The organism is Xenorhabdus sp. PB30.3 (genome assembly GCF_963895965.1).
GTDB lineage: Bacteria > Pseudomonadota > Gammaproteobacteria > Enterobacterales > Enterobacteriaceae > Xenorhabdus > Xenorhabdus stockiae.
On the sequence record NZ_CAWQMW010000026.1, the window covers coordinates 1 to 9,614 of the forward strand.

Consider the following 9,614-nt stretch of genomic DNA (forward strand, 5'->3'; position numbering starts at 1 on the left):
ATATAGAACTTAATTTTGTCTGTTATATTTTTAAATATGTGTGATTTCTTTTTTTAAAGAAAATTATTTTTATAAATAATGAATGTAGGATTGAAATTATTAAATGATTTTAAAAAATATCTATTATTTCATATTTTTCGAATATCGGTCGTAGATTTATCGAAAGCGAAGATGCATTCAGTACACCGAGAAAAGGAAATATCGTCGGACATATGGGGCTTATGATTATGGCAGGTTAATAAACGATACAACCAATTATTTTTCTAACACGAGTGCCTTGTCAGTAGCAATAATGTTATTTTTATAAAAATAATGTGCCATTAGAGGTTTTTATTGATGGTAGAGCATCTACAGTTTTAGATTACAGTGCAGGAAAAGGAGTCAGGGATAATATCCAATAATTTTTTGTTTTTCAGATCTTATTGGACTTTGTAACCACAGTATAAAGAAAAAATGTGATCTTAAAATTTAAATATATAGAAAGTATTTTATCTTAGAGTTTCAATTTTTTGAAAGGATAGGAGTTAACTATGAAGAAGTATAAATGGCTTATCTTGATATTTACAGCGTTGATTTGTTCGATTTCGGCTAATGCTGTAGCAGATAAATGTGGAGAGGGTTATGTGACTGGACTATGGGTAAACTGGGATAACAAAAATGATTGGGGAGTTTGGTTGTCAGATAGCGGTGGATCCTGGTATTCTAAAAGCATCGCGTATACGGCTGACAAGCAATTATATACCGATACTGATTCAGGGAAAAGTGCTTACGCGGCTATTTTAGCTGCTCAGGCTAATGGTCAAAAGGTAGCGCTTCATTTTGTGGGTGCATGTAAGAATAAGGTGTTTAGTGTGGTTGAAACTTGGTCCCCATAACAATGAAAAAATTTACTTCACAATGACAAAAGTCCTCAAATTAAATGAGGACTTTTGTTATTTAATAATCCTTTGTTGTGTAGTAAACGTGTTAACCACGTCATTTACAATGAAGAATGCTCAACAACAATCGTGCCAATTTCTGGATTACTGAAACTGATAATGTGATCCAATCTTAACTCACGGGTTTCTTCATTTGATTCTATGAGAATATATTCGACTTTTTTTCTCAGAATCAAGTTAGTCGCTTTTCCTTCAAAAATCTCACCGCCACGCAGCTGAACGTGTAAATGAAGCTGGTGTTGGCAAGCTAGCTCAAGGCTTTCATAATCATCACAGTTAATGGGTTGATATTCAGTATCTATAGACATATTCGCTCACCACTATGTTAGTGGCGGTTATCGTGCCGCCCGCGATTGACCAAACTCAGATGCAAAAAAATGCTACCTACGACTATAGCACAGTAAGTTTTTCCTGATGACTGTGACTATATAAGTTTGTTGAGTTACATTGAAAAAGCCAGTAGGTTAAAGCCTAACCTTATCATTAGGCAACAAAATTACGTCATATTAGCGGGTTTTGCACTGTGTATTTTGAGATACGGTAAAGTAATGTCAAAGCTGTTCATGTCTTATGTGTAACTCATGTTAAAACTGGACTTTCTGCTGCACTTATTGGATGAAAATGATGAATAAGAACATATTGCTTGCTTTGGTCGCATCGGGTGTACTGACTGCGGTTGGATGTCAGACTAATCCTCCTGTACACCAGGTTGATTCGACATCCCCAAATAAATTTACAATCAACGAGAAAGTGTTTAAAGGCGTGATACCTTGTGCTGATTGCGCAGGTATTGAAACTACCTTACAACTTGCGAAAGATGGTTCCTATATTCTGGAACAAACTTATCTAAAATCGGGGCAAGAAGAGCCTTTTTTTGATATAGGCCATTGGAACGTCAACGATAAAAAAATAAACCTGACCAGTGGAGAAGAGGGTAAAAAAGCGTATTACCAGATGAAGGGAGAAAATCTGGTTATGCTGGATATAAATGGTGAGCCAATTCAGTCCAAATTGAATTATGAACTGACAAAAGTCACTCCTCAAAAACTGGCCGGAGAATATATCTATTTTGCGGATAGTGCGACGTTTACGGAGTGTCGGACAGGGAAACTCTACGATGCATCAGAAAATATCGATCTGGAGCAGGGTTACAGCGCAACAGGCGTTGAAGGTGGCAAACCTGTTTATGTTGAAGTCGAGGGATATTATACGCTTCGCCCTTCAATGGAAGATGGATTATTTGATAACGCGCTAATTCAGACAGGTAAAATCCATTTTGATAAGTCGTCTTCCTGCCAGACTAAAAAGTAAGAAGTGATAGAGCGTATTCTGGCATATAAAAAAACCTGCGCACTGTGTACGCAGGTTTTTTATTACTGGCTTTGCCTGATCGCAAGATCAAGGCTTAATCATGATTGCTTGATGTTACTTTTCAGGTAGTCAACCACGTCTTCCAGTTTCAGCATCTGCTTATCACCGGTACGACGGTATTTGTACTCCACTTCGTCGTTATCGAGATTGCGATCACCAATAACGACAGTATGTGGGACACCCATTAATTCCATATCGGCAAACATGACACCCGGACGTTCTTTGCGATCATCTAAAATGACATCAATACCATTAGAACGTAAGTCTGCATAAAGCTTTTCTGCCACTTCTTTGACACGATAAGATTTATGCATGTTCATTGGCAAAATGGCTACCTGGAATGGGGCAATGGCATCTGGCCAGATAATACCGCGATCATCGTGATTCTGTTCGATAGCAGCCGCGACAATTCGGGTGACACCAATTCCGTAACATCCCATCGTCACAACCTGATTGTGGCCATCTTCGTTCTGTACGGTAGCTTTCAGTGCATCTGAGTATTTGGTGCCGAGCTGGAAGATATGACCGACTTCAATACCACGCTTGATCAGTAACGTGCCCTGACCATCCGGGCTGGCATCGCCTTCAACTACATTACGGATATCTGCAATTTCTGGCAGAGGAAGATCACGCTCCCAGTTAATACCGAAATAGTGTTTATCATCAATGTTGGCGCCCGCACCAAAATCACTCATAACAGATACAGAGCGATCAATAATGACAGGCATAGGCAGATTAACAGGGCCTAAAGAACCAGGGCCGGCGTTGACGATAGCCCGGATTTCTTCTTCTGTCGCGAATTGCAGCGGGCTGGCGACTAAGGCCAGTTTTTCTGCTTTGACTTCATTTAATTCATGATCACCGCGAACCAACAAAGCAACCAGTTTGTGTTCGCTTTCTTCTGCTGCATGAACGATCAGCGTTTTGACCGTTTTTTCAATCGGCAGGTTGAACTGTTCTACCAGTTCCGCGATGGTTTTCGCCTTTGGTGTATCCACCACACGCATATCTTCTGTCGGAGCAGCGCGTTCTGAGGATGGCATGACAGCTTCAGCCAGTTCAATATTAGCTGCGTAGTTAGACTCGGTGGAGAAAACGATATCATCTTCGCCGCTGGCAGCAAGAACCTGAAATTCGTGAGATGCACTACCACCAATTGAGCCTGTGTCAGCCAGAACAGCACGGAAATCCAGCCCAATGCGGGTAAAGATCTTACTGTAAGCATCGTACATCTTATCGTAAGTCTCTTGCAGGGATTCCTGAGTGGTATGGAAAGAGTAAGCATCTTTCATGATGAATTCGCGTGAGCGCATAACGCCAAAACGTGGGCGAACTTCATCACGGAATTTGGTTTGGATCTGATACAGACTTAGTGGCAGCTGTTTATAAGAAGTCACTTCATTGCGAACCAGATCAGTGATGACTTCTTCATGGGTTGGCCCCAGAACAAAAGGACGGGCACCGCGATCTTCAAAACGCAGTAATTCCGCACCATATTGTACCCAACGACCACTTTCCTGCCATAAATCTGCTGGCTGAACTACCGGCATGGAAACCTCAACCGCCCCGGCATTATTCATTTCGTCACGAACAATGTTTTCAACTTTTCTCAACACGCGGACACCGGTTGGCATCCAGTTGTACAAACCTGAAGCGAGTTTACGGATCATTCCTGCACGAAGCATCAGTTTATGACTGACTACTTCTGCATCAGCAGGCGTCTCTTTCAAAGTAGACAGCAAATATTGGCTAGTACGCATAGTAAGTTTCCATTGGACAGCAAATTGCTTCTAGGTGGCAATGAAGACAGAGCCACCGAACCCAAAAATAAAGTAAACCGTTAGTCTACCAGTGAGTTTGTGATGTCAAAAGGAGTTTTATCCCTTTCATCTTTCAAATTGTCTCTTTGTTGGCTGCACTCACTCACCCCAGTCACCGTTTTTATAAACATACGGTTATCTATGCTCCTAGGGATTCGTTCCCTTGCCGCCGCGATACAATTCGAAATCTATTGGGGATAGCGGAGTTCGATAGAAACTACTTCTGTTATGGCACCATTAATTAACCAACGGACATTAAAATCCAGAATATGAGCAGCGTATATGCGGTTTTCCTGCTCTTTTTTGCGGTAGGCCGGACGCGGATCCTGAGCCAGAATCTGGCAGATAAAGCGTCGTAATTGCGGATAACTTACCTGATGGCATAAAAGTTGATGTTCTGCGTTTGAAGAAAAACAGACCTCCATATCTGTATTTGGTGCTTCCTGAGCAAATCCTGCTTTGGCATCAGGGCGTGATTCAGCAAAAGGCAGATAAGGTTTAATATCAAGTACGGGCGTTCCATCCACCAGATCCAGGCTGCCAAGTTGTAGCAGCACGCGATTGTTCTGGTAATCAATCCCTTTTAGTTCAACTAAAGACATCCCAATCGGATTAGGGCGGAAAGTTGAGCGGGTGGCAAATACACCCATTTTGGCATTACCGCCTAAGCGGGGAGGGCGAACCAGCGGGTTCCAGCCCCCATTCATCGTTTGGTGAAAAACGAAAATAATCCATAAATGACTGAACTGTTCTAATCCCCGCACAGCATCTGCCTGATTATAAGGAGCGAGCAATTCGAGTTGCCCCGTGCCATCTTCCACCAGACCCGGCTGACGGGGAATGGCAAACTTCTCTTTATAAGGAGAATGAATGGTTCCTATTTGAGTAAAATGAAAATCTGCCATGAGTTTTTTTCAGTACCAAATTTACAATGAATAATTAATTCGTGGTTCTTATTGCCGTACCTTCGCAGATAGCTATCTGATAACAGCCCTGACCAGACATAATGGCACATTGGTGAAGTAAGACGGCGTTAGCATTCAGGCGGGAGGCTTTTGCCAGCATCTTCTGCCGTGCAGTTGCGATACTGGCCGGAGGATCCTGAAATGTATTGCGGCAGGATTCACCAGCAACAATACCAAGATCTTTAAATGGTGAGCCCAACAACTCATCTGGTTTTTTATAAAGCCGGACATAAGTTGCCTCTTTATTTCTGAGAGCTGGATATTGTTCAGCTTCAGAGCCTTGACCGTCAGTTTTATTAATCTGAGTTGGCAATGAAGTACACCCAACTATAAAAAGCACCATGAAACAGACAGGTAACATACGCATTGAGCTTTATCCTTATTACGGTTGCATCAGTGAGTGTGGGATTAATTCCAATATATCCTTCGTCTTTCAAGTTGCCTCTTTGTTGGCTGCACTCACTCACCCCGATCACATAGTTAGCTATGCTCCCGGGGGATGAACTCGCTTGCCGCCGCGATGCAATTTGAAATCCATTGGGTATAAAAAGGGGCGGATATCTTTATCCGCCCCAGAATTTTAATCTTGATTGTTAAAATATGAAAGATTACCAGCCTTTTATTGCTCCGCCCTTGAATGCTATTTGAGCTTCCTGCTCAACTTCAGGAGATTGATAGGCTTTCACAAATTTTTGTACATTTTCCGCATCTTTATTATCTTCACGGCTTACGATGATATTCACGTAAGGTGAATCTTTATCTTCAACAAAAATCCCGTTCTGCTCTGCTGTCAGGCCAATCTGCCCGGCGTAGGTATTATTAATAAGAGCCAGCGCGATTTTTTGATCATCCAGTGAGCGAGGTAGTTGTGGTCCTTCCAGCTGAACAAGATCCAGCTGTTTAGGATTGCTGGTAATATCCAGAATAGTTGGCAGCAGACCAACACCCGCTTTCAATGTGATAAGACCCTGTTTTTGTAATAACAGCAGAGCACGGCCCTGGTTGGTCGGATCATTCGGGATTGCAATCTGAGAACCATTCTGAAGTTCATCCAATGATTTTATCTTTTTAGAGTATGCAGCCATTGGAAAGATGAAAGAGTTACCTACAATCGCCAGTTTATAGTGACGTTCTTTTATTTGCTGATCTAAATAGGGTTTGTGCTGGAAGACATTAACATCAATGTCTCCTTTGCTCAGTGATTCGTTTGGCAGTACATAATCATTGAATGTTGTCAGTTCAACATCAAGGCCATATTTTTCTTTCGCTACTTTTTTCGCGACTTCAGCAACCTGTAATTCAGGCCCTGCAATAACACCGACTTTCAGATGGTTTGGATCTCTCGGTTCCTGACCACAGCCTGTAAGTGCTAATGTGCCTAATAAAGCCCCGATGACTGCAATGGATTTCAATTTCACTGACATATTTTTACCCCTATTGAATACTGATTAATAACCTGTCTTATTAAATGATCGTACTACTATAGTGAGGCTTTTGAATGTAAGCCCTAATAATATACCCGTCGTCTTTCAAGTTGCCTCTTTGTTGGCTGCGTTCATTCACCCCGGTCACCGTTTTTATAAACATACGGTTATCTATGCTCCCGGGGATTCATTCCCTTGCCGCCGCGATGTAACTCGAAATCCCTAGGGTATAGATGCCGATAATGGCACCTTTTTGTTGAAATAATCTTATTTACGATTCACGGCCTTAACTAAATAGTCGCCGCCTAACTGAATCAGGAAAACCAGAACAACTAATAATGCGAGTACCGTATTCATCACCGTTGCATTGTAGCCAATATAGCCATATTGATAACCAATCTGACCGAGACCACCTGCGCCGACAGCTCCACCCATCGCCGAGTAACCAACCAGCGTAATAAGAGTAATTGTGGCTGCGTTGATCAAACCGGGTAATGCTTCAGGTAACAAAATCTTTTTCACAATCTGGAGCGGAGTCGCACCCATTGCACGTGCCGCCTCAATCAGCCCTGATGGGATTTCTAATAGAGCATTTTCCACCATGCGGGCAATAAAAGGTGCTGCACCAACCGTTAAAGGAACAATCGCGGCTTGTAATCCGATTGACGTTCCTACAATCAGCCGGGTGAATGGGATCATCCATACCAGTAAAATAATGAACGGAACAGAGCGGGTAATATTTACCAGCGCAGAAAGAATACGGTATAGCGTACCATTTTCTATGATTTGCCCCGGACGAGTGACATATAAAAGCACTCCCGCCGGTAAACCAATCACGAAGCCAAAAAAGCCGGAAACAAAAGTCATCACGAGAGTTTCCCAGACTCCTTTTGCTAATAATAAAATCATTCCTTCAGACATAACCGAGAACCTCTACTTTCACATGATGCTCTTTTAAAAACGTAATTGTTGATTCAATGCTGCTGTTCTCACCATCTAATTCAGCCAGCATAACCCCGAACTTGACCCCACCGGCATAGTCCATCTGAGAACTCAATATGCTGATATCGATATTAAAACGACGAACTGCCATGGAAATTAATGGAGCATCAACTGATTTACCTGTAAATTCCAGCTTCACTAATGGGCATTTATCCGATGCAGGTTCAGACTGTAATTTTTGCAGATAATCTTCAGGTATATCCAAATGTAACGTGGACTGAATAAACTCCTGAGCCACAGGCGTTTTCGGATGGGAAAATATCGCGCTGACCACATCCTGCTCAATCAACTGCCCACCACTGATAACGGCCACCTGATCACAAATGCGTTTAACAACATCCATTTCATGGGTAATCAGCAAGATGGTTAACCCTAAACGACGATTAATGTCTTTCAATAATTCCAGAATAGAACGGGTTGTTGCGGGATCCAGTGCGCTGGTGGCCTCGTCACACAAAAGCACTTTGGGTGAATTTGCTAAGGCGCGGGCAATGGCGACACGTTGTTTTTGTCCACCAGATAAGTTAGCTGGATATGCATCATGTTTCTCTGAAAGACCAACCAGCTCCAGCAATTCACTGACTTTTTTCTTTATTTCTGCCTTTGGCGTGTTATTCAGTTCTAAAGGTAATGCCACATTGCCAAATACCGTTCTGGATGACAGCAGATTAAAGTGCTGGAAAATCATGCCAATATGACGACGGGCACGGGTCAGTTCACGCTCAGAAAGAGAGGTTAAATCCTGCCCGTCAACCAGTACCTGACCAGAAGTAGGGCATTCAAGCATATTCACGCAGCGGATTAATGTACTTTTTCCTGCACCAGAAGAGCCAATAACACCATAAATCTGCCCTTGGGGGACATGCAGGTTGATATCAGAAAGGGCTTTTATACAGCGCGTTCCTTGTTGAAATACTTTGTTTACCTGGTTCAGTCTTATCATTTTTATTCTTTTTCTCTTATGAGATATAAAAGTGAATAACTTGAAAGCATTTGCAACAAGTCATGAATTGATGTGGATGTTAAGGCGTCTAGACGTCTAAGTCAACTAGGAATAAATTAAATGCTGCATTCTCATTCACTGACAAATCATGCGATACTGTCGACTTTGTACATTCTTGGAGCAATCAGGTGACTCAAGGTATTCCCGCTGTATTTTTAGATCGTGACGGCACAATTAACATCGATCATGGGTATGTTCATGAAATAGATAATTTTCAATTCATTGATGGCACGATTGAAGCCATGCTGGAGTTGAAAAAAATGGGTTATGCACTGGTATTAGTAACAAACCAGTCTGGGATTGCCCGGAAAATGTTTACAGAAGATCAATTCTTGCAGTTAACAGAATGGATGGATTGGTCATTGGCAGACCGGGGTGTTGATCTTGATGGTATCTATTATTGTCCGCATCATCCAGAAGCAAGCGAGGAGCACTATAAAAAGACGTGTGATTGTCGTAAGCCACAACCGGGTATGTTATTTGATGCACAGAAAACACTGCACATTAATATGGCGGCTTCTTATATGGTAGGAGACAAAATAGAAGATATGTTGGCAGCGAATGCCGCCGGTGTTGGAACAAAAGTCCTTGTACGTACAGGAAAGCCAGTAACAACAGAAGCAGAACAGTCTGCTGATTTGGTTATTAATAGCCTTTCTGATCTGCCAAATGTGATAAAAAATAGGCAAAAATAGCCTTTTGGATTAAATTGTAAGCGTTTGAAAAAGAAATTGTAAAAAATGCTTGCGTAAATTCTAAGGCTCCCTATAATGCGCATCCGTTGTCACGACAAACACACAAACAAGTCGAGATGACAGAAGTTGAAAGCCGCGAAAATAAAGGCTTGACACTCTGAGAGGAAAGCGTAAGATACGCAGCCTCGCAACACGGAAGCTACTTCCTGTTGCCACCGCTCTTTAACAAATTAATCAGACAATCTGTGTGGGCACTCGCAAGACACTATCGACAGCCGAAAGGCAAAAAAAGATTAAAGTCTTGAAGAGTGACTGAAACAGTTAATTCATTACGAACTAACAGTAACGATTCTTTGAGCATCAAACACTTTTAATTGAAGAGTTTGATCATGGCTC

10 protein-coding genes are annotated in these 9,614 nt (G+C 42.0%); 3 read left to right on the forward strand and 7 right to left on the reverse strand.

The window, feature by feature from the left end; translation table 11 throughout:
- Nucleotides 1-530 precede the first annotated feature (530 nt).
- On the forward strand, nucleotides 531-875 hold the full coding sequence (locus AACX38_RS02825; RefSeq protein WP_228865670.1) for a hypothetical protein: 345 nt from the start codon (nucleotides 531-533) through the stop codon (nucleotides 873-875).
- A 104-nt stretch (nucleotides 876-979) separates the two neighbouring features.
- On the opposite strand, the gene rof is transcribed toward AACX38_RS02825, so the two are convergent.
- Entirely contained in the window at nucleotides 980-1,246 is a 267-nt protein-coding gene (gene rof / locus AACX38_RS02830) for a Rho-binding antiterminator (protein ID WP_228865671.1), read from the reverse strand.
- A gap of 316 nt (nucleotides 1,247-1,562) precedes the next feature.
- On the opposite strand from rof, the gene nlpE reads away from it, so the two are divergent.
- Entirely contained in the window at nucleotides 1,563-2,249 is a 687-nt protein-coding gene (gene nlpE / locus AACX38_RS02835; protein WP_228865672.1) for an envelope stress response activation lipoprotein NlpE, read from the forward strand.
- Nucleotides 2,250-2,347: 98 nt separating this feature from the next.
- Here nlpE and proS read toward each other — a convergent pair whose 3' ends face one another.
- The 6 genes from proS to metN all read right to left on the reverse strand — a co-directional run bounded on the left by proS (nucleotide 2,348) and on the right by metN (nucleotide 8,463).
- Entirely contained in the window at nucleotides 2,348-4,069 is a 1,722-nt protein-coding gene (gene proS / locus AACX38_RS02840; protein WP_228865673.1) for a proline--tRNA ligase, read from the reverse strand.
- Nucleotides 4,070-4,317: 248 nt separating this feature from the next.
- Entirely contained in the window at nucleotides 4,318-5,034 is a 717-nt protein-coding gene (gene tsaA, locus AACX38_RS02845; protein ID WP_228865674.1) for a tRNA (N6-threonylcarbamoyladenosine(37)-N6)-methyltransferase TrmO, read from the reverse strand.
- A 34-nt stretch (nucleotides 5,035-5,068) separates the two neighbouring features.
- Nucleotides 5,069-5,461: an Rcs stress response system protein RcsF gene (gene rcsF, locus AACX38_RS02850; RefSeq protein WP_099120181.1), complete on the reverse strand. Its 393-nt coding sequence runs from the start codon at nucleotides 5,459-5,461 to the stop codon at nucleotides 5,069-5,071.
- A 241-nt stretch (nucleotides 5,462-5,702) separates the two neighbouring features.
- Nucleotides 5,703-6,518 (reverse strand): MetQ/NlpA family lipoprotein, encoded by an 816-nt coding sequence (locus AACX38_RS02855; RefSeq protein ID WP_099120183.1) that lies wholly within the window; start codon nucleotides 6,516-6,518, stop codon nucleotides 5,703-5,705.
- A 267-nt stretch (nucleotides 6,519-6,785) separates the two neighbouring features.
- Nucleotides 6,786-7,439 carry a methionine ABC transporter permease MetI gene (locus AACX38_RS02860; RefSeq protein ID WP_099108890.1) on the reverse strand — a complete coding sequence of 218 codons (654 nt, stop codon included), beginning with the start codon at nucleotides 7,437-7,439 and terminating at the stop codon, nucleotides 6,786-6,788.
- Nucleotides 7,432-8,463 (reverse strand): methionine ABC transporter ATP-binding protein MetN, encoded by a 1,032-nt coding sequence (metN, locus tag AACX38_RS02865; RefSeq protein WP_228865675.1) that lies wholly within the window; start codon nucleotides 8,461-8,463, stop codon nucleotides 7,432-7,434. The genes AACX38_RS02860 and metN overlap by 8 nt, the downstream gene beginning before the upstream one ends.
- Nucleotides 8,464-8,651: 188 nt before the next feature.
- Here metN and gmhB point away from each other — a divergent pair, with 188 nt between their 5' ends.
- Nucleotides 8,652-9,218, forward strand: a complete 567-nt coding sequence (gmhB, locus tag AACX38_RS02870) for a D-glycero-beta-D-manno-heptose 1,7-bisphosphate 7-phosphatase (protein ID WP_228865676.1) — start codon at nucleotides 8,652-8,654, stop codon at nucleotides 9,216-9,218.
- Nucleotides 9,219-9,614 lie beyond the last annotated feature (396 nt).

What these genes read in the sequence shown, in the direction of transcription:
- metN (WP_228865675.1), bottom strand. Translation starts at nt 8,463, where the DNA reads ATGATAAGACTGAACCAGGTAAACAAAGTATTTCAACAAGGAACGCGC.
- nlpE (WP_228865672.1), top strand. Translation starts at nt 1,563, where the DNA reads ATGAATAAGAACATATTGCTTGCTTTGGTCGCATCGGGTGTACTGACT.
- AACX38_RS02825 (WP_228865670.1), top strand. Translation starts at nt 531, where the DNA reads ATGAAGAAGTATAAATGGCTTATCTTGATATTTACAGCGTTGATTTGT.
- AACX38_RS02855 (WP_099120183.1), bottom strand. Translation starts at nt 6,518, where the DNA reads ATGTCAGTGAAATTGAAATCCATTGCAGTCATCGGGGCTTTATTAGGC.
- rcsF (WP_099120181.1), bottom strand. Translation starts at nt 5,461, where the DNA reads ATGCGTATGTTACCTGTCTGTTTCATGGTGCTTTTTATAGTTGGGTGT.
- AACX38_RS02860 (WP_099108890.1), bottom strand. Translation starts at nt 7,439, where the DNA reads ATGTCTGAAGGAATGATTTTATTATTAGCAAAAGGAGTCTGGGAAACT.
- rof (WP_228865671.1), bottom strand. Translation starts at nt 1,246, where the DNA reads ATGTCTATAGATACTGAATATCAACCCATTAACTGTGATGATTATGAA.
- tsaA (WP_228865674.1), bottom strand. Translation starts at nt 5,034, where the DNA reads ATGGCAGATTTTCATTTTACTCAAATAGGAACCATTCATTCTCCTTAT.
- proS (WP_228865673.1), bottom strand. Translation starts at nt 4,069, where the DNA reads ATGCGTACTAGCCAATATTTGCTGTCTACTTTGAAAGAGACGCCTGCT.